The organism is Streptomyces sp. NBC_01341, from assembly GCF_035946055.1.
Taxonomy (GTDB): Bacteria; Actinomycetota; Actinomycetes; order Streptomycetales; family Streptomycetaceae; genus Streptomyces.
In genome coordinates, this window is sequence record NZ_CP108364.1 from 4097742 (window position 1) to 4115285 (window position 17544).

The following is a 17544-nucleotide window of genomic DNA, read 5'->3' on the forward strand; positions in this document are numbered from 1 at the left end:
GGTGAACGAGAAGGACATGGGCACCGACCTTCAGTCGGTGCTCCTCACCAAGGAAGAGATCGACGCGAAGCTCGCGGAGCTGGCAGCGAAGATCGACGCGGAGTACGCGGGCAAGGACCTGCTCATCGTCGGCGTGCTCAAGGGCGCGGTGATGGTCATGGCGGATCTGGCCCGCGCGCTGTCCACCCCCGTCACCATGGACTGGATGGCAGTCTCGTCCTACGGCGCGGGCACCCAGTCCTCGGGCGTCGTCCGGATCCTCAAGGACCTCGACACCGACATCAAGGGCAAGCACGTCCTGATCGTCGAGGACATCATCGACTCCGGTCTGACGCTGTCCTGGCTCCTGACCAACCTCGGCTCGCGCGAGCCCGCGAGCCTGGAGGTCTGCACCCTGCTCCGCAAGCCGGACGCCGCGAAGGTCGCGATCGACGTGAAGTGGGTCGGCTTCGACATTCCCAACGAGTTCGTCGTCGGCTACGGCCTGGATTACGCGGAGAAGTACCGCAACCTCCCCTTCGTCGGCACGCTGGCCCCCCACGTCTACGGAGGCTGATACGCCGGGCGCCCGGGGGCCCGGCCGAATCCGGCCGGACTCCCGGGAACACTTGCGGCGTTCGGGCCGTTGGATCCCCTGAAGACGAGTTTGCCGGACGTCCCCTGCGGTCGCGGGTGACAATGCTGGGGTACCGTCCGAAGAACAGTCTTTTCTCACAGCAGCATTTACCTACGGGCAGGAGGGACGGGGCGACTTCGCTCCGTATGGATGGACGTGAAGCGATACTTCCGTGGGCCGGTCATGTGGATCGTGCTGGCCGTCCTCGCCGTGGTCGTGCTGATGCAGGTCGTCGGCTCGTCCGGCGGCTACAAGACGGTGGACACCGGCAAGGTGATCCAGGCGATCAGCAAGAACCAGGTGGAGCAGGCCAAGCTGACCACCGGTGACGAACAAATCCTGAAGATCGAGCTGAAGGACAAGCAGAAACTCGAGGGCGAGTCCGGCAGCAAGTTCCAGGCGAGCTACATCGGCGACCAGGGTGTCCAGCTCGCCGACACGCTGCAGAAGAAGTTCGAGAGCGGTGACATCGACAAGGGCTACACGGTCTCGCCGTCGAAGCAGTCCCCGTTCGTGTCGATCCTTCTTTCCCTGCTGCCCTTCGTACTGATCGTGGTCGTCTTCCTGTTTCTGATGAATCAGATGCAGGGCGGCGGTTCCAAGGTCATGCAGTTCGGCAAGTCCAAGGCGAAGCTGATCACCAAGGACACGCCGAAGACGACGTTCGCCGATGTGGCGGGGTCGGACGAGGCTGTCGAGGAACTGTACGAGATCAAGGAATTCCTCCAGGAGCCGGCGAAGTTCCAGGCCGTCGGCGCCAAGATCCCCAAGGGTGTCCTGCTGTACGGGCCGCCCGGTACGGGCAAGACGCTGCTCGCCCGCGCCGTCGCGGGCGAGGCGGGTGTGCCGTTCTACTCGATCTCCGGTTCCGACTTCGTCGAGATGTTCGTCGGTGTCGGTGCCTCCCGTGTCCGTGACCTCTTCGAGCAGGCCAAGGCGAACGCCCCGGCGATCGTCTTCGTCGACGAGATCGACGCAGTCGGCCGGCACCGCGGTGCCGGAATGGGCGGCGGTCACGACGAGCGCGAGCAGACGCTCAACCAGCTGCTCGTCGAGATGGACGGCTTCGACGTGAAGGGCGGCGTCATCCTGATCGCCGCCACGAACCGGCCGGACATCCTGGACCCGGCGCTGCTGCGTCCCGGACGCTTCGACCGGCAGATCGCCGTCGACCGCCCGGACATGCAGGGCCGTCTCGAGATCCTCAAGGTGCACAAGAAGGGCAAGCCGGTCGCGGATGACGTCGACCTCAACGCGGTCGCGCGTCGGACGCCCGGCTTCACCGGTGCGGACCTGTCGAACGTGCTGAACGAAGCGGCGCTCCTCACGGCGCGCAGCAACAAGAAGCTGATCGACAACTCCATGCTGGACGAGGCCATCGACCGCGTCGTGGCGGGCCCGCAGAAGCGGACCCGGATCATGTCCGAGAAGGAAAAGAAGATCACCGCGTACCACGAGGGCGGACACGCCCTGGTCGCGGCGGCTTCCCCCCAGTCGGACCCGGTCCACAAGATCACGATCCTCTCCCGCGGCCGCGCCCTCGGTTACACGATGGTGCTCCCGGAGGAGGACAAGTACTCCACGACCCGCAACGAGATGCTCGACCAGCTGGCGTACATGCTGGGCGGGCGTGCGGCCGAGGAGCTGGTCTTCCACGACCCGACGACCGGCGCTGCGAACGACATCGAGAAGGCCACTGCCACGGCCCGCGCGATGGTCACGCAGTACGGCATGACCGAGCGTCTGGGCGCGATCAAGTTCGGTGGCGACAACACCGAGCCCTTCGTGGGCCGTGAGATGGGCCACCAGCGCGATTACTCGGAAGAGGTCGCGGCGCTCGTCGACGAAGAGGTCAAGAAGCTCATCGAGACCGCGCACAACGACGCGTGGGAGATTCTCGTCGAGAATCGCGACATCCTCGACGCCCTGGTCCTCGAGCTTCTCGAGAAGGAGACGCTCGGCAAGGAGCAGATCGCCGAGATCTTCGCCCCGATCGTGAAGCGTCCGGCCCGTCCGGCGTGGACCGGCTCGGCCCGGCGTACCCCGTCGACGCGACCGCCCGTGCTCTCACCCAAGGAGCTGGCCCTCACCAACGGCAGCGCCAACGGGTCGGCCACCCCGGAGATCGCCCCGACGGACATGTCGAAGAACAACGGCACGTCCACCGAGGCCCTCCCCGAGGACCGCCCCGAGAGCTAGCCCCTGCCCGATCCGGTTGCGGCCCCTGTCACGGGGGCTCCACCGGGCCCGGAATGGATGCCGCGCCCCCCAGGTTCTAGCCTGTGGGGGCGCGGCTTTTTCGTACGGCCCGCGCAGTGCCTGCCGTGTTCCGTGAGTCAGGGCGGGCCCGCGCATGTGACTGCACAGAGGAACGAGGCACAGATGACCGACCCGGTGACGCTGGACGGGCAGGGTTCGATCGGCGTATTCGACGAGAAGAGGGCCGAGTCCGCTGTACGGGAGCTCCTCATCGCGGTCGGAGAGGACCCGGACCGTGAAGGGCTGCGGGAGACTCCGGGCCGGGTGGCACGTGCGTACAAGGAGATATTCGCGGGTCTCCACCAGGAGCCCGAGGACGTGCTGACCACGACGTTCGACCTCGGCCACGACGAGATGGTGCTGGTCAAGGACATCGAGGTGTTCAGTACCTGCGAGCACCACCTGGTGCCCTTCCGGGGTGTCGCGCACGTCGGATACATCCCGGCGACCAGCGGCAAGATCACGGGGCTGTCCAAGCTGGCCAGGCTGGTCGACGTCTATGCCCGGCGGCCGCAGGTGCAGGAGCGGCTCACCACCCAGATCGCCGAGTCGCTGATGGCGATCCTGGAGCCGCGCGGGGTCATCGTGGTCGTCGAGTGCGAGCACATGTGCATGTCCATGCGTGGCATCCGCAAGCCGGGGGCGAAGACCATCACGTCCGCGGTGCGCGGCCAGCTGCGGGACTCGGCCACGCGCGCCGAGGCGATGAGCCTCATCATGGCGCGCTGACCCGGAGTCCGGCGCGGGCGCGGAGTGCCGATGAGTCCGGGCGGCGGGGGGAGTCGACCCTAGTGAGGGTGGCCGAGAGGCCACACTCACACGGACAGGAGTTCTCATGTCGTTCACGCATGTACTCGCGGTGGCACCCGTCACGGACTTCGGGCCCGCGCTGGAGTGGTACGAGCGCCTTTTCGGGCGCCCGGCGGACACCCGGCCCATGGACGGGCTGGCGGACTGGCACATCTCCCCGGACGCCTGGCTCCAGGTCTTCCGTTCGCCCGAGCACGCGGGCGGCGCCCTGGTGAACCTGGTGGTCGACGATCTGGACCGGGCGCTCTCGGACCTCGCCGGCCGGGGGATCATCGCCGGCGGGACTCAGCCGGGTTCGGGCCGCGTGCGCTTCGCCGCCGTCCACGATCCCGACGGCAACCGGGTCACCCTGATCGAGAACCCGGTGGCCGGCTGAGAGCCTGTCACCGGGAAAAGCCCCGCCCTCCCGGCCATGCCGTGCCGGACCGGGCATGCCTCAGGCGGCCTGAGCACCGTGCCTGTCGTCGTCCTTGTCGTCCGGGAGCCGGCAGACGCGCTCCAGGAAGAAAGCGGCGGCGACGACCGCGGCCCCGGCCAGGACCGCGAAGCCGGCGTAGATGGCCTGATCGCGTCGCGGCGGTACGTCGAGGGAGCCGAGCAGGAAGACGCCCGTGCCGCCGTAGAGTCCGGCCACCAGCGGGGCGACGAGTGCGCTCGCCTGCCCGAAGACCAGGGCGCGCGCAGCCATCAGCGGTTCCACGCCCTTCGCACCGGGCCGCCGCTCCCGCTGCGCGCGCAGCCGGGCCCGGATGGACAGGGCGGCGGCGAGCAGGACCGCGGCGATCGCGGCCAGCACGATGGGCGCGGCGAGCGGCACGCTCGGCAGGGTGCCCAGCGAATCCCAGAGGCGGGCCGCCCCCCAGGACAGCACGCCGGCTCCGACGAAGAGTGCGACCAGCAGCCTGAGCCGTAGTTGCTTCACCGAGAGTGCCGCCCTTCGCCGCCGTGGCCCGTGTCGTCCGTTGCCGTGTCCGTCCTTGAGCCTAACGATTACTCGGGGAGACGGAGTTCCAGGTCGGGCCGGGGAAGAACCCCGTCGCGCCCGACACCGTTCAGCAGGTCGGCGACCGCGCCCGCGCCCGGCAGCTGTGCCTCCGGATCCACGTCGTGCCACGGTGCGAGGACGAAGGCGCGCTCGTGTGCGCGCGGGTGGGGAAGCGTGAGCAGCGGGTCGTCGGAGACCACATCGGCGTACGACACGATGTCGACGTCGATGGTGCGCGGTCCCCAGCGCTCCTCGCGTACCCGGTCGAAGGCCTCCTCGATGGCCTGGCCTCGCTCCAGCAGCGAGGACGGGGGCAGGGTCGTCTTCACCACGATCACCGCGTTGAAGTACGACGGCTGGGATCCGGGGTCGACGCCCCAGGGCTCGGTCTCGTAGACCGGGGAGACCGCCTTGACCCGCAGGCCGGGGGTGTCCTCCAGGGCGTCGATGGCACCCTGGAGCGTCTCGAGCCGGTTACCGAGGTTGGAGCCGAGGGAGATCACGGCCCGTTTCGGGTTGGAGAGGGTGACGTCCGCCGCGTCGACCTGCTCGACCACGGACGTGGGAACCGGCTGGACGGTCGGGTCGCTCTGCCCCTCGGTGGAAAATGCAGTCATGCTCGGCTCCGGGTGATGGTGATGGTCACGTCGTCGAAGGGGACCGTGATCGGCGCGTCCGGCTTGTGGACGACGACCTCGACCTCCTGGACCCCCTCGTGCTTGAGGCACTGCTGCGCGATGCGTTCCGCGAGGGTCTCGATCAGATCGACGGGCTCACCCTTGACGACGTCGACGACCTCTTCCGCCACCACGCCGTAGTGGACGGTCTTGGTGAGGTCGTCCGCGGCTGCCGCGGGGCGGGTGTCGAGGCCGAGCACCAGGTCCACGATGAAGGTCTGTCCCTCTTCGCGTTCCTTCGGGAAGACACCGTGGTGCCCACGGGCCTTGAGGCCGCGCAGCGCGACACGATCCACGCGAATCACTCCTGCTGTTGTCGTCTCTGGAGGCACCCGTCCGCGTGCGGGCGGAGGAGCGCCGTCTTTCGAATCTACCCGCGGGCACCGACAGATCCTGCCCGCGGGGCGTGCGGGTAGCCCGGCAGGGGGTTGGTAGCCGCGTATACCCGGTGATCGGGAAGCCCAATCATCGATGTGGCGTCCCGACAGGTCAGGAGGCCGGGTCCTCGTCCTCTTCCTCGCCCGTGTCCGCCAGTACGGGTGAGCCGTGGTGCGACCAGAGCTTCCAGCCCTCCGGTGTGCGACGGAACACATTGGTGGCGACGACGAGCTGGCCGACGAGCGGCCCGAGGTCGTTGCCCTCCTCCGCGGGACCACCGCTCAGGATGTTCTCGGTGCAGGTCACCAGGGCGGTGTCACCGGTCATCGAGACCCCGACGTCGGTCAGGAAGAACTGGATGTACTCGGTGTCCGCCATGATGAGCGCGTAGCTCCGCAGCACCTCGCCGCGGCCCGTCAGCACCGGCCAGCCGGGGTGGACGCAGGAGACGGTGAGGTCCTCGCCGGGCAGCCAGAGGGCCGAGAGCCCGTCGAGATCGCCGCGTTCCATCGCCTCGTAGAAGGCGGTGTTGGCCTGCTCGACCGCCGCGATGTCGGCGGCGGCGGCCTCGTGTTCGTCCCGCGGGGCGCTCACGCCGCTCCCTCGACCGCGCGGGCCACCCGCACCGCGTCCGCGGTGGGCCGTACGGCGTGCACCCGGACGGCCCAGGCGCCCGCCCCGGCCGAGAGCGCCGAGACGGCCGCCGTCGCGGCGTCGCGTTCCCTGGCCGGCGGAGGGGTCCCTCCCCCGTCCGCCAGGACATGACCGAGGAACCGCTTGCGGGACGCGGCGACGAGCAGCGGCCTGCCCAGGTCGTGGAGCCGGTCGAGGTGGGCGACCAGCGTCAGGTCCTGGGCGGCGTTCTTGGCGAAGCCGAGCCCGGGGTCGATCACGAGCCTCTCGGGGTCCACCCCGCCGTCGATCACGGCTTCCATCCGGGCGCGCAGCTCGGCGACGACCTCGCCGACGACGTCCCCGTAGACCGCGCGGCTGTTCATGGACTCGCTGGAGCCCCGCCAGTGCATGACGACGAACGGCACTCCGGCGTCGGCGACGACCGGGATCATGCCCGGGTCCGCGAGGCCCCCGCTCACGTCGTTGACCATGGCGGCACCGGCGGCGACGGACTGCTCGGCGACGCCGGCCCGCATGGTGTCGACGGAGACCGTGACCCCTTCGGACGCCAGTCCCCGTACGACGGGGATCACCCGCCGCAGCTCCTCCGCCTCGTCCACCCTGCTCGCGCCCGGGCGGGTCGACTCGCCGCCGACGTCGACCAGATCCGCCCCTTCGGCCACCAGTTCGAGGCCGTGCTTGATCGCCGCCGTGGTGTCGAACCAGTGGCCGCCGTCGGAGAAGGAGTCGGGCGTCACATTGACGACACCCATGACCGCGCAGCGGTCCCACTCCGGCAGGCCCCGCACTGTGCCCCGTCCTCGCAACGTACTCATACGACCAGCCTAGGCCCGGCAAGCGCCCGGTCGGGCCGTACCGGAGCCAGGGCGCTCTCCCCGGCGGCCCGGGGCCCCGGGGCGGGTGCCTGTCCGGCCGGGCCCCGCCGTCGCCGTCGCCGGGAACCGGATTCCCCGCGCGGGATTCAGCCGGACGGGCGCGGGGCGTGGCGTCCGGCCGCACGGGGCGGGCCCTCAGGAGGCGCCGACACCGGCCACGGTCTCCACGGCGACCTCGGCGCGGGGCACGTCCTGCGCGTCCGCGTCGATGGAGCGGCGCAGTGCCTCGTGCAGGCGTGCCGGGGTGAGCACGCCGAGGAAGCGGCCGGCACTCTCCTTGTCGATGACGGCTATCCAGCCCGCGTCGTGCTGGAGCATCGTCGAGAAGGCCTGCTTGAGCGGTGCGCCGAGCGGCAGCCAGGCCTCCATGCGCCGCGCGTGCTCGCGGACCGTGCCCTTGGCCGTCAGCGCGTCACCCGCGGGAATCCAGCCGTGCAGCTCGTCCTGGCTGTCCAGCACGACGGCCCAGCGGGCGCCGTCCGCCCGCAGCCGTTCGGTCGCCCCTGCCAGGGAGTCGTCGAGGTGGACGACCGGGGGCTGTTCCAGATCGCTCTCCTCGATGGGCGTGACCGAGAGCCGCTTCAGGCCCCGGTCGGCCCCGACGAAGTCGGCGACGTAGGGAGTGGACGGGGCCCCGAGCACCGTGGCGGGGGTGTCGAACTGCTCGACGCGCCCCTGGCCGTACACGGCGATGCGGTCGCCGAGCCGGACGGCTTCCTCGATGTCGTGAGTGACGAAGAGCACGGTCTTGCGCACGCGCGCCTGCAGTTTCAGGAATTCGTTCTGCAGCCTTTCCCGTACGACCGGGTCGACCGCCCCGAAAGGTTCGTCCATGAGGAGAACCGGCGGATCCGCGGCGAGCGCCCGTGCCACGCCCACGCGTTGGCGCTGACCGCCGGAGAGCTGCTCCGGATAGCGGCTGCCGTAAACGGACGGATCGAGTCCGACGAGATCCAGCAGTTCGGCGGCGCGTTCCCGCGCCTTTCCCCGCTTCCAGCCGAGGAGATGGGGAACGGTCGCGGTGTTCTCCAGGACCGTCTTGTGCGGGAAGAGTCCCACCTGCTGGATGACATAACCGATACGGCGGCGGAGTTGGACGGGGTCGATGGCCGATATGTCGTCCCCGTCGAGGAATATCCGGCCCTCGGTCGGTTCGATCAGGCGGTTCACCATCTTCATGGTGGTCGTCTTGCCGCAGCCGGAAGGTCCGACGAGCGTGACCAGTTCACCCTCGGCGACCTCGAAGGAAAGGTCGTCGACGGCGGTGGTGCCGTCCGCGTACCGCTTGGTGACGTGCTCGAAACGGATCATGATTCCCCATTGTGACGCGGGTTCTGTGAAGGCCATGTTGCCGGAATACGACAGCCTCGGCGATTGTCGGTGGTCGAGGATAGGGTCACCGGGGACCGGAGCCGTGACGGCATCGCGTGGGTGAACAGGAGGTGGGGACGGATGGCCGAGCAGAACTGCCTGGTGGCGAACGACTGGATCTGCGGTGAGTATCTGCGTTCCCGCAGCCATGAGTTGACGGATGCCACGCTCCAGCACATCTGGATCACGGCGGCTTCGGTGCTGATAGGCCTCGCGGTGGCATTTCCCCTCGCGCTGCTCGCGCGCAGGGGCCGGCATTTCGCCGGGCCCGTGCTGGGCCTGACGACGGTGCTCTACACCGTGCCGTCGCTGGCGATGTTCTCGCTGCTGCTGCCGGTCTTCGGGCTCTCGTCGGCGCTCGTCGTCACGGGCCTGGTGCTCTACTCGCTGACGATCCTCGTGCGCAACATCCTCGCCGGCCTCGAAGCCGTGCCGGAGGAGGCCAGGGAAGCGGCGAAGGGCATGGGCTACGGACCGGCCCGTCTCCTCTGGGAGGTGGAGCTCCCCCTCGCGCTGCCCGCGCTGATGGCCGGTCTGCGGATCGCCACCGTGTCGACGGTCGCGCTGACCACGGTCGGCTCGCTGGTCGGCAAGGGCGGACTCGGGAACCTCATCGAGGACGCGCTGCCGAGCTTCTTCAAGGCCCAGGTGCTCACCGCGTCCGTGCTCTGCGTGCTGCTCGCGGTGGCCGCCGATCTGCTGCTGCTGGGCCTTCAGCGCCTGCTCACGCCCTGGACCCGGACACGGAAGCCCGCAGGGGCGCCCGGCGGGCCGGGCATCGTCACGACGGAGGCCGGCTGATCCATGGGAGTCGTAGGAGAGGCCTGGGCCTGGCTCACCACCGGCGCCAACTGGTCGGGGGACGGCGGTGCGGCGCAGCGGCTGGGTGAGCACCTGTACGTCAGCGGGCTCGCCCTGGCGGTGGCCTGCGCCATCGCCCTGCCGGTCGCGTTGTATCTGGGGCACTCGGGCAGGGGCGGCGCGCTCGCGGTCAACGTGTCCAACGTGGGCCGGGCGGTTCCGGTGTTCGCGGTGCTGGCGCTCTTCATGCTGACGCCCCTGCGCAACTCCGGTTACCTGCCCACCGTCATCGCCCTGGTGCTGTTCGCCGTCCCGCCCCTGCTGACCAACGCCTACGTCGGGATGACCGAGGTGGACCGGTCGGTGCGGGAGGCCGCGCGCGGCATGGGGATGTCGGGCGGGCAGCTCTTCCTGCGGGTCGAGCTGCCCCTGGCCTACCCGATGATCATGACCGGCCTGCGGTCCGCGGCCGTCCAGGTGGTCGCCACCGCGTCGATCGCGGCCATGGTCGGCCTCGGCGGCCTGGGGCGGATCATCACCGCCGGATTCAATACCTACGACACGGCACAGGTCTTCGCCGGTGCTGTGCTCGTCGCCCTCCTGGCCCTGGTGGTGGAGGGCGTTCTCGTGGCGCTGGACCGGCTGCTGTCGCCTCTGCGCCGCCGCCGGACCGCGTGACGCGGGAATTTCGGACTGTGCACATCATTTTTTCGCGGACGGAGAAGAACATGAGCAGGACCTCGCGCATAGCGGGTGCGGTCGTCGGAGCGGTCGTGCTGGCAGGATCGCTCGCGGCTTGCGGCGGCGACAGCCTGGAGGAGGGGAAGAGCGGCTCGGACTCGGGCGCCGGGGGCGGCTCCAAGAAGGGCTCGCTCGTCGTGGGTGCCGCCGCGTTCACCGAGTCCAAGGTGCTCGCCGAGCTCTACGCCCAGGTGCTGGGCGGCGCCGGTTACGACACCTCGGTCACCACGGTGAAGAACCGCGAGCTGTACGAGCCCTCTCTCGAGAAGGGCGAGATCGACGTCGTCCCCGAATACGCGGCGACCATCGCGGAATTCCTCAACGCCAAGACCAACGGCGCGAAGGAGGCCGAGAAGACCCCGGTCGCCTCGGGTGACGTGACCGCCACCGTGACCGCGCTGGAGAAGCTCGCCGCCCCGCTCGGACTGAAGGTCCTTCCGGCAGGCCCGGCCGTCGACCAGAACGCCTTCGCGGTGTCGAAGGAATTCGCGGAGAAGAACAGCCTCGAGACGCTTTCCGATCTCGGCAGGTCGAAGATCAAGGTGAAGATCGCGGCGGGCGACGAGTGCGAGGTGCGTCCGTTCTGCGCCCCCGGGCTGAAGAAGACGTACGGCATCGATGTGACGGGGATCGACCCGAAGGGTGTCGGCACCCCGCAGGCCAAGCAGGCGGTCAAGGACGGCAAGGACCAACTGGTCCTCACGACCACCACGGACGCGGTGCTCGATTCGTACGGGCTGGTGTTCCTGGAGGACGACAAGAAGCTGCAGAACGCGGACAACGTCCTTCCCGTGGTCAATGCCGAGGACGCCGGTGCGCCGGAGATCGCCGAGGCCCTCGGGAAGCTCACGGAGGTGCTCACCACCGAGGATCTGGCGGAACTGAACCGCAAGGTCGACGCCGAGCGCGCCAAGCCCGCCGACGCCGCCAGGGAATATCTGCAGTCGAGGGGCTTGATCAAGAAGTAGGAGAACCTCTGGAAGGGGCGCTTGGGAGGCCGCAAGGTAACCGGCGGGGAACAGATTGCCGGGTGGCCTCCCAAGTGACTCGTACGCACGGTAAATTTCGAGCCATGCCACGAGGACGCCACCGCCATTCGCCGCCCCTCCACAGAATCCTGCCGCCCGCCCTGGTGGCCGGAGTGCCGGTCGTGTGTGCCGCCGGAGCCTGGCTCCTCGCGGAACCCCTGGCCCTGCGTGCCCTGGTGGCCGCCACAGCCGCTGCCGCCCTCACCGGCGCCTACCTGATGCGCAGCTGGGACCGGGCCGCCGGGCTGCGTGTCGCCGAGCTGAACCGGGCTCGGCTCAGCGACGAGTGGAAGACCGAGGAGCGCATAGCCGAACTCGAGGCGGACCTCGAGGAATCAAGGGAGCTGCGCACCCGGATGGAGACCAGGCTCCGCCGCAAGCGGGTGGAGCTCGCCGGGCTGCGGGGCGAACACGCCGCGCTGCTGCGCCGGTACGCCAACGCGGAGACGGAGCGTGCCAGCGCGCTGGAGGGCCGCAGGCAGCTCGCCATCGAGGCGTCGGCGCCGCGCGAACTCCTCCCCGCCCGCTCGACACCGACACCGGACGCCTACGCGCGCGCTGCCCGGGCCCTGCGGGACCTGCCGCGCAACGCCGCTCTCCAGGAGGCCCGCCGTACCGCCGAGCTGGCCCGGCAGCGCGACCTCGCCGAGCGGTCGGCCGACCGCGACACGGAGGGCGACGGGCCCAAGGGGAAGCACGCGGCGGTCGCCGGAGCGGGTGAACTCCAGCACCGCCGTCCCACCGCTCCCGCACCGGCCGAGCAGAGGCAGCTGCCGTCGCCCCGTCCGCCCCGCGCGGTCCCCGCGGCCTCGGCCGTCGTCCCCTACGCCGCGTCGCGCCGCCACCTCGTCCCGCAGGGGAGCTTCGACTTCTTCGGCACGCACAAGGCCGACGCGGCGATCGAGTCCGTGCAGAACGAGGACCTCGCCGACGTGGTGGGCGAGGAGGCACTGGCGGCGCACCGCACGGGCACGGCCGAGAACCGGGCGGTCGGCAAGGTCATCGACCTGACCGCCCACGACGAGACCGAGCAGCTGGACGTCGTCGAACTGCGCAGCGCCGTCTCCTCGTAGCCCGGGGCGGCTCCGCCCGCGGGGGCGCTACTTGTCGATGTCCCCCACGACGAAGAAGAGCGAACCCAGGATCGCCACCATGTCGGCGACGAGCGTGCCCGGCAGCAGTTCGGTCAGCGCCTGGATGTTGTTGTACGACGCGGAGCGCAGCTTCAGCCGGTACGGCGTCTTCTCGCCCGTGGAGACGAGGTAGTAGCCGTTGATGCCGAGAGGGTTCTCGGTCCACGCGTAGGTGTGGCCCTCCGGCGCCTTCAGCACCTTGGGCAGCCGCTGGTTGATGGGGCCGGGTGCCAGGTCCGCCATCCGGTCGAGGCAGGCGTCCGCGAGGGCCAGCGCGTTGTGCGTCTGCTCCAGCAGGCACTCGAAGCGCGCCAGGCAGTCGCCCTCGGTCCGGGTGACGACCGCGAGGGTGTCCTGGAGCTCCCCGTAGGCGAGGTACGGCTCGTCGCGCCGGAGGTCGAAGTCGACACCGGACGCGCGGGCGATCGGCCCGGACACCCCGTAGGCGTGCACTGCTTCGGGGGACAGGATCCCCACGCCGCGGGTGCGGGCGCGGAAGATCTCGTTGCCGAGCACGAGCCGGTCGTACACGTCCATCCGCGAACGCACGGACGCCACGGCGTCCCTGGCGCGGCCGAGCCAGCCGGCCGGCAGGTCCTCCTTGAGGCCGCCGACCCGGTTGAACATGTAGTGCATCCGGCCGCCGGAGACCTCCTCCATCACGGCCTGGAGTTCCTCGCGTTCCCGGAATGCGTGGAACACCGGGGTGATCCCGCCCAGTTCGAGCGGGTAGGAGCCGAGGAACATCAGATGGTTGAGGACCCGGTTCAGCTCCGCGAGCAGCGTCCTCGTCCAGACCGCGCGCTCCGGGACCTCCATCCCGAGCATGCGCTCGACGGCCATGACGACCCCGAGCTCGTTGGAGAACGCCGACAGCCAGTCGTGGCGGTTGGCGAGCATGATGATCTGCCGGTAGTCGCGGGCCTCGAAGAGCTTCTCGGCACCGCGGTGCATGTAACCGATCACGGGCTCGGCCTGCTCGATCCGCTCGCCGTCCAGGACGAGTCGCAGCCGGAGCACACCGTGGGTGGAGGGGTGCTGCGGACCGATGTTCAGCACCATGTCGGTGCTCTCCGCCGCGCCGCCGATACCGATCATCGTCTCCGTCATGCGGGACAGTATCCCCCTTCGCGAACGGGGACCCGCTGCCGCAGCCAGCCGAAGTCGCCGAGCCCGCCGCGGGCCGTGAGCTCCGCCGCCTCCCCCGCCGACGCGAGCGCCCGCACATAGCCCGCGGGGTCGGCGGACGCCTGCGCCAGCGGGGGCCTCTCGCCGCTGATCCCCAGTTCCCGCAGGGCCGTCCGCTGGTCCAGGAGTTCCGCCGGACCGCCGGCAGCGGCCGCGCACGCGTCGAGGGCCACGTGCGAGGTCAGGTCGCACCGCCCGTCGGGTACGGGCCGTACCTCACGCCCTTCCCGGAATCCGGTCAGCGTCCCGAACGGCGGCCTCGATCCCCGTACGTGCGCGTAGTCCACCGCCACTGCCGTCCCGCCGGCCATCGAGGAGACGGCGCGCGCCCAGGCCTCGTCGCGCGGCAGGCCGATCTCCGCCCGGTCGCCCGGCCGGGACAGCGGCCACCAGCGGCTCAGCCACCGGGCATCCGGCCCCGTCACCGCGTCCCCCAGCCGCTCGGTGCCGTCCTCCCGTACAAGGACGTAGTGCGCCACCCCGTCCTCGTCGGCCTCCGCGATCTGCGTCGGGACGTTGTCCAGCCACTCGTTGGCGAACAGCAGCCCCCGGGCGCCGGGCGGGAGTTCGGTGCTCCACTCGATCCCAGGGTGCAGTCCGGGCGGGCGAGGGGCGATCTCCACGGCGTAGGCCCGCACGGTGAGTCCGGGGGTGGCGGCGCCGTCCCGCAACGCCGCCAGCACTCCGGTCAGCAGCTCACCGCGGCCGGCCCCGACGTCCACCAGGTCGACCGTGTCCGTGCCCAGCTCCCGGGCCGTCGCGGCGAGCAGCCGGGCGACGGCGGTGGCGAACAGAGGGGAGGCGTGCACCGAGGTGCGGAAGTGACCGGCGGGGCCCTCCGGCCGCCGGTAGAAGCCGTCTTCCCCGTACAAAGCGGTATCAGCCGCTTCCCGCCACAGGCGCCAGTCATCCGTCACATGGGCAAGTCTCCACCTTGGGGAGTACGGTCCGAGGACCCGGATCGGCCCTTCGGCTGACCCGGGCACCGATCGGCTGTCCCTACGCTGGGTAACGTGCAGCGCTTCTACGATTTCATCCGCAGACACCCGACGGGCGTCGACACCCTCTGGGCTGTCTTCCTCCTCGGGCTCTCCGGCGTGTCCATCGTGGCCGGCCAGGTCGGCGGGGGCCGGGAACGCGTCGCCGCGGTGCCGGTGGCCGTCGGCCTGTGCGTCGTGGTCGCGCTGCGCCGCCGCGCACCGGAGAAGATGCTGCTTCTCGCGATCGTGATGGGGCTCGTGCAGCTGCTGCTGGGGGTGCGCCCCGACGTGGCGGACTTCGCCCTTCTGGTGATCACGTACACGGTGGCCACGGTGGGGGAGCGCTGGGCCTCCCGGCTCGCCCTGGGGTGCAGCCTGGGCGCGGCGGCGGTCTCGCGGCTGCGCTGGCCCGACGACGCCCCCTCGGGCGGCTGGGCGCAGACGTTCTTCTACGTCGTCGTCATGACCGTGCCCTTCGTCCTGGCCTGGGTGCTCGGTGACTCGATACGCACCCGGCGGGCGTACTTCAGCCAGCTGGAGGAGCGGGCCGCCCGGCTTGAGCGGGAGCGCGAGGCCCAGTCGAAGGTGGCCGTCGCCGCCGAACGGGCCCGCATCGCCCGCGAGCTGCACGACGTCGTCGCGCACAACGTGTCGGTGATGGTGGTCCAGGCCGACGGCGCGGCTTACGTCATGGACAGTTCCCCCGACCAGGCGCGGCAGGCCCTGGAGACGATCTCCGGCACGGGCCGCCAGGCGCTCGCCGAGATGCGCCGGCTGCTCGGTGTGCTGCGGACCGGTGACGCCCAGGAGAGCGGTGAGTACGTCCCGCAGCCCGATGTCGAGCAGATCGAGGAGCTCGTCACGAAGGTGAGGGAGACCGGCCTGGCGGTGGACTTCAAGATCGAGGGCACCCCGCGTCCCCTGCCGAGCGGGGTCGAGCTGACCGCGTACCGCATCGTTCAGGAAGCACTCACCAACACCCGTAAGCACGGCGGCCCGGACGTCGGTGCGAGTGTGCGCCTGGTGTACTTCGACGACGGTCTGGGTCTGCTCGTCGAGGACGACGGGCGGGGCGCACCGCACGAGTTGTACGAGGACGGCGGAGCCGACGGCGCGGGCCAGGGAATGATCGGCATGCGGGAGCGGGTCGGCATGGTCGGGGGCACGCTGGACGCGGGTCCCCGCCAGGGCGGCGGCTTCCGGATCAGTGCCCTGCTTCCGCTCAAGCCGGCGAACCAGTGACAGAAGGACAGGACCCCATGACGATCCGCGTGATGCTCGTCGACGACCAGGTGCTGCTGCGCACCGGCTTCCGCATGGTGCTCGCCGCGCAGCCGGACATGGAGGTCGTCGCCGAGGCCGGGGACGGGGCCGAGGCGATCGAGGTCCTGCGGTCCACCGCCGTCGACGTGGTGCTGATGGACGTCCGCATGCCGAGGCTCGACGGCGTCGAGGCGACCCGGCGCATCTGCGCGGCCGAGGACCCGCCCAAGGTGCTGATCCTGACGACCTTCGACCTGGACGAGTACGCCTTCTCCGGTCTGAAGGCCGGGGCGGGCGGCTTCATGCTGAAGGACGTGCCGCCCGCCGAACTGCTCTCCGCGATCCGCTCGGTGCACAGTGGCGACGCCGTGGTCGCACCGTCCACGACGCGCCGGCTCCTGGACCGCTTCTCGCCGATGCTGCCGAGCAGCACGAAGGAGCCCCAGCACAAGGCCGTCGAGAAGCTGACGGGGCGCGAGCGCGAGGTGATGCTGCTGGTGGCCCAGGGCCTGTCGAACGGGGAGATCGCCGGCCGCCTGGTGCTCTCCGAGGCGACGGTCAAGACGCACGTCGGGCGGATCCTCACCAAGCTGGCCCTGCGCGACCGCGTCCAGGTGGTCGTCCTCGCCTACGAGACGGGGCTGGTCAGGGCCGGCGGCACGGGCTGACCCCGGCGGTCACCGCAGTACGCCCTCCAGGAAGTCGCTGCCCAGCCGGGCCACGACGGTGAGGTCCAGCGAGTGCAGCACATACCGGCCGCGCCGTCGGGTGGTGGCCAGCCCCGCCTTCTTGAGCGCACCGAGGTGGCGGGAGACCTCGGGCGGCGTGATGCCGAGGGAGTCGGCGAGTTCGCCCGTGGTGTACGGCGAACGGGCCAGGTTGCGGCAGATCCGCATCCGCACGGGGTGGGCCAGCGCCTCCAGCCGGAGCCGGAGCAGCTCGACGGAGGCGGGGGAGGGCAGTTCGGGGCGGTGGACCGGGTAGTGGATCACCGGGCGCCAGCCGGGGGCGTGCAGCACCATCAGGTGAGGCCAGCCGAAGCTGGTCGGGATGAGGGTGAGACCGGTTCCCGCGGCGGACCCCGTGGCGTCGGTCCGGCCCGTGGACAGCTTGTCGGCGCTGATCCTGCCGGCCTCCTCGTCGAGCGACAGGGCCGCCGAGACCGCGCCCAGGGCCGCGCCGAGGCCCTTGCGCCGCAGCACCTCGGTCTTGTGCCGGGCGTCGGCGGCCAGCTGGACCTGGGCGCGCTGCCAGGTGTCGGCGAAGAAGGCCTCGTCGCAGTCCTCGAAGAGGCGCCTGACCCATGTGCGTACGGGAGCGGGGTCGGCCAGCAGCTGCCGGGTGAAGTCCAGCTGCTCCGGTCCCCTGGCCGTCGCCATCTCGAGCGCCCGCGACCGCGTCCCGGCGTCGGTGAGGGGCGAGGGCGCCCCCGTGTCGTAGAGGCTCGAACAGGTGAACTCCAGGGCGGCCGAGACGAACCGCTCGTCGTCGAGCCTGTCCAGGATGTCCAGGTCCTCGGCGAGGGTCGACCCGGTCCTGCCGTCCCCGCCCCGGACGCCGGCGAAGGGCATGAAGATGTCGGAGAAGGTGTTCCGCCACAGGAACTCCGCCTCGTGCAGCCGGTCCGCGAGGTCCGGTTCCAGGGCCGCCGCCGTCGCCGTCGTCCAGCCGTGGAGGCCGGGGTGATGTCCCGGCTCCGACAGGGCGTGCAGGGCGAGCCCCAGCTCGGCGAGGGGCGAGATCTCGAAGGTTATGCGCTCGGGCGGCAGGCCCGCGATGTCGATGTGCACGCTCACCCCTCCA

Annotated in this window: 19 protein-coding genes; 10 read left to right on the forward strand and 9 right to left on the reverse strand. The window is 70.4% G+C overall.

Annotated elements, in window-relative coordinates; genetic code table 11:
• Window positions 1-16: 16 nt before the first annotated feature.
• From hpt to OG206_RS18125, 4 genes are all read left to right on the forward strand, one after another.
• Complete coding sequence (hpt, locus tag OG206_RS18110) at window positions 17-556, forward strand: hypoxanthine phosphoribosyltransferase (protein ID WP_277335916.1); 540 nt, start codon at window positions 17-19, stop codon at window positions 554-556.
• Between the two features lie 210 nt (window positions 557-766).
• The gene (gene ftsH, locus OG206_RS18115) at window positions 767-2815 is read left to right on the forward strand and encodes an ATP-dependent zinc metalloprotease FtsH (RefSeq protein WP_327117305.1); all 2049 of its coding nucleotides are present in this window, start codon (window positions 767-769) and stop codon (window positions 2813-2815) included.
• Window positions 2816-2998: 183 nt separating this feature from the next.
• Window positions 2999-3604 (forward strand): GTP cyclohydrolase I FolE, encoded by a 606-nt coding sequence (gene folE, locus OG206_RS18120; RefSeq protein WP_327117307.1) that lies wholly within the window; start codon window positions 2999-3001, stop codon window positions 3602-3604.
• Between the two features lie 106 nt (window positions 3605-3710).
• Entirely contained in the window at window positions 3711-4061 is a 351-nt protein-coding gene (locus OG206_RS18125) for a VOC family protein (protein ID WP_327117309.1), read from the forward strand.
• 60 nt (window positions 4062-4121) lie between these two features.
• Here OG206_RS18125 and OG206_RS18130 read toward each other — a convergent pair whose 3' ends face one another.
• The 6 genes from OG206_RS18130 to OG206_RS18155 all read right to left on the reverse strand — a co-directional run bounded on the left by OG206_RS18130 (window position 4122) and on the right by OG206_RS18155 (window position 8547).
• Entirely contained in the window at window positions 4122-4607 is a 486-nt protein-coding gene (locus tag OG206_RS18130; RefSeq protein WP_327117311.1) for a DUF3180 domain-containing protein, read from the reverse strand.
• A gap of 68 nt (window positions 4608-4675) precedes the next feature.
• Window positions 4676-5287: a 2-amino-4-hydroxy-6-hydroxymethyldihydropteridine diphosphokinase gene (gene folK / locus OG206_RS18135; protein WP_327117312.1), complete on the reverse strand. Its 612-nt coding sequence runs from the start codon at window positions 5285-5287 to the stop codon at window positions 4676-4678.
• Window positions 5284-5643, reverse strand: coding sequence for a dihydroneopterin aldolase (gene folB, locus OG206_RS18140; RefSeq protein WP_327117314.1), 360 nt, complete (start codon window positions 5641-5643; stop codon window positions 5284-5286). The genes folK and folB overlap by 4 nt, the downstream gene beginning before the upstream one ends.
• Window positions 5644-5836: 193 nt before the next feature.
• Complete coding sequence (locus tag OG206_RS18145) at window positions 5837-6319, reverse strand: nuclear transport factor 2 family protein (protein WP_327117316.1); 483 nt, start codon at window positions 6317-6319, stop codon at window positions 5837-5839.
• Entirely contained in the window at window positions 6316-7176 is an 861-nt protein-coding gene (gene folP / locus OG206_RS18150) for a dihydropteroate synthase (RefSeq protein ID WP_327117318.1), read from the reverse strand. Before folP ends, OG206_RS18145 begins: the two co-directional genes overlap by 4 nt.
• Window positions 7177-7371: 195 nt before the next feature.
• Window positions 7372-8547, reverse strand: coding sequence for a betaine/proline/choline family ABC transporter ATP-binding protein (locus OG206_RS18155; RefSeq protein ID WP_327117320.1), 1176 nt, complete (start codon window positions 8545-8547; stop codon window positions 7372-7374).
• A gap of 141 nt (window positions 8548-8688) precedes the next feature.
• On the opposite strand from OG206_RS18155, the gene OG206_RS18160 reads away from it, so the two are divergent.
• From OG206_RS18160 to OG206_RS18175, 4 genes are all read left to right on the forward strand, one after another.
• Window positions 8689-9408 (forward strand): ABC transporter permease, encoded by a 720-nt coding sequence (locus OG206_RS18160; RefSeq protein ID WP_327117322.1) that lies wholly within the window; start codon window positions 8689-8691, stop codon window positions 9406-9408.
• Window positions 9409-9411: 3 nt separating this feature from the next.
• Window positions 9412-10086 carry an ABC transporter permease gene (locus OG206_RS18165; RefSeq protein ID WP_327117324.1) on the forward strand — a complete coding sequence of 225 codons (675 nt, stop codon included), beginning with the start codon at window positions 9412-9414 and terminating at the stop codon, window positions 10084-10086.
• Window positions 10087-10136: 50 nt separating this feature from the next.
• Window positions 10137-11117 carry an ABC transporter substrate-binding protein gene (locus OG206_RS18170; protein WP_327117326.1) on the forward strand — a complete coding sequence of 327 codons (981 nt, stop codon included), beginning with the start codon at window positions 10137-10139 and terminating at the stop codon, window positions 11115-11117.
• A 104-nt stretch (window positions 11118-11221) separates the two neighbouring features.
• The gene (locus OG206_RS18175; protein ID WP_327117328.1) at window positions 11222-12250 is read left to right on the forward strand and encodes a hypothetical protein; all 1029 of its coding nucleotides are present in this window, start codon (window positions 11222-11224) and stop codon (window positions 12248-12250) included.
• 27 nt (window positions 12251-12277) lie between these two features.
• On the opposite strand, the gene OG206_RS18180 is transcribed toward OG206_RS18175, so the two are convergent.
• A complete protein-coding gene (locus tag OG206_RS18180) occupies window positions 12278-13420 on the reverse strand; it encodes an NADH-quinone oxidoreductase subunit D (protein ID WP_327117330.1) in 1143 nt (380 codons plus the stop codon).
• Entirely contained in the window at window positions 13417-14415 is a 999-nt protein-coding gene (locus tag OG206_RS18185) for an SAM-dependent methyltransferase (protein WP_327117331.1), read from the reverse strand. The genes OG206_RS18180 and OG206_RS18185 overlap by 4 nt, the downstream gene beginning before the upstream one ends.
• Before the next feature lie 96 nt (window positions 14416-14511).
• Between OG206_RS18185 and OG206_RS18190 the strand changes: the two genes are divergently transcribed.
• Both OG206_RS18190 and OG206_RS18195 read left to right on the forward strand, forming a co-directional pair.
• Window positions 14512-15720, forward strand: coding sequence for a sensor histidine kinase (locus OG206_RS18190; RefSeq protein WP_327117333.1), 1209 nt, complete (start codon window positions 14512-14514; stop codon window positions 15718-15720).
• Window positions 15721-15737: 17 nt separating this feature from the next.
• On the forward strand, window positions 15738-16409 hold the full coding sequence (locus OG206_RS18195; protein ID WP_327117335.1) for a response regulator transcription factor: 672 nt from the start codon (window positions 15738-15740) through the stop codon (window positions 16407-16409).
• 9 nt (window positions 16410-16418) lie between these two features.
• On the opposite strand, the gene OG206_RS18200 is transcribed toward OG206_RS18195, so the two are convergent.
• Window positions 16419-17531 (reverse strand): helix-turn-helix domain-containing protein, encoded by a 1113-nt coding sequence (locus OG206_RS18200; protein WP_327122315.1) that lies wholly within the window; start codon window positions 17529-17531, stop codon window positions 16419-16421.
• Window positions 17532-17544: the final 13 nt, after the last annotated feature.

What these genes read in the sequence shown, in the direction of transcription:
- hpt (WP_277335916.1), top strand. Translation starts at nt 17, where the DNA reads ATGGGCACCGACCTTCAGTCGGTGCTCCTCACCAAGGAAGAGATCGAC.
- ftsH (WP_327117305.1), top strand. Translation starts at nt 767, where the DNA reads ATGGACGTGAAGCGATACTTCCGTGGGCCGGTCATGTGGATCGTGCTG.
- folE (WP_327117307.1), top strand. Translation starts at nt 2,999, where the DNA reads ATGACCGACCCGGTGACGCTGGACGGGCAGGGTTCGATCGGCGTATTC.
- OG206_RS18125 (WP_327117309.1), top strand. Translation starts at nt 3,711, where the DNA reads ATGTCGTTCACGCATGTACTCGCGGTGGCACCCGTCACGGACTTCGGG.
- folK (WP_327117312.1), bottom strand. Translation starts at nt 5,287, where the DNA reads ATGACTGCATTTTCCACCGAGGGGCAGAGCGACCCGACCGTCCAGCCG.
- folP (WP_327117318.1), bottom strand. Translation starts at nt 7,176, where the DNA reads ATGAGTACGTTGCGAGGACGGGGCACAGTGCGGGGCCTGCCGGAGTGG.
- OG206_RS18155 (WP_327117320.1), bottom strand. Translation starts at nt 8,547, where the DNA reads ATGATCCGTTTCGAGCACGTCACCAAGCGGTACGCGGACGGCACCACC.
- OG206_RS18160 (WP_327117322.1), top strand. Translation starts at nt 8,689, where the DNA reads ATGGCCGAGCAGAACTGCCTGGTGGCGAACGACTGGATCTGCGGTGAG.
- OG206_RS18165 (WP_327117324.1), top strand. Translation starts at nt 9,412, where the DNA reads ATGGGAGTCGTAGGAGAGGCCTGGGCCTGGCTCACCACCGGCGCCAAC.
- OG206_RS18170 (WP_327117326.1), top strand. Translation starts at nt 10,137, where the DNA reads ATGAGCAGGACCTCGCGCATAGCGGGTGCGGTCGTCGGAGCGGTCGTG.
- OG206_RS18175 (WP_327117328.1), top strand. Translation starts at nt 11,222, where the DNA reads ATGCCACGAGGACGCCACCGCCATTCGCCGCCCCTCCACAGAATCCTG.
- OG206_RS18180 (WP_327117330.1), bottom strand. Translation starts at nt 13,420, where the DNA reads ATGACGGAGACGATGATCGGTATCGGCGGCGCGGCGGAGAGCACCGAC.
- OG206_RS18195 (WP_327117335.1), top strand. Translation starts at nt 15,738, where the DNA reads ATGACGATCCGCGTGATGCTCGTCGACGACCAGGTGCTGCTGCGCACC.